Raw genomic sequence first — 368 nt, 5'->3', positions numbered from 1 at the left:
TGTGGAAAATCTCAGGGGAGCGATCGCTGTGGTATTTTAGTAGGTAGAACAATCCGGAAGCTACCAGTTGAAGCAATGAGCGAAGTAGTTGTAACACTGTAGCTATGTTGACACTAAGGCAAGACCGGCGAGTTATGGAAAGGGGTTTTCAACGTAGTTAGGGAGGTTGGTCATGCAACTTGAAGATTATTTCAACTTTTTGGCCGATGATGACATTCGGCTAAAAGGGACACGCATTGGGATTGAGACAGTTCTGTTTGACTACCTCTTTCGTGCTCGCACACCAGAGGAAATTGCCAGCACCTATCCGTCTCTAAACCTAGAGCAAGTCTACGCCACGATCTTGTATTATCTGCACCACAAAGAAG

At 45.7% G+C, this 368-nt stretch carries 1 protein-coding gene; it reads left to right on the top strand.

The window, feature by feature from the left end:
* Positions 1–172: 172 nt before the first annotated feature.
* Positions 173–368, top strand: a 196-nt coding sequence (locus AC0QHF_RS00485; RefSeq protein ID WP_324702226.1) for a DUF433 domain-containing protein, incomplete at its 3' end; no start/stop codon positions are given.

Source organism: Lyngbya sp. CCY1209, from assembly GCF_055795065.1.
This window is presented reverse-complemented; position numbering and strand designations above follow the sequence as displayed.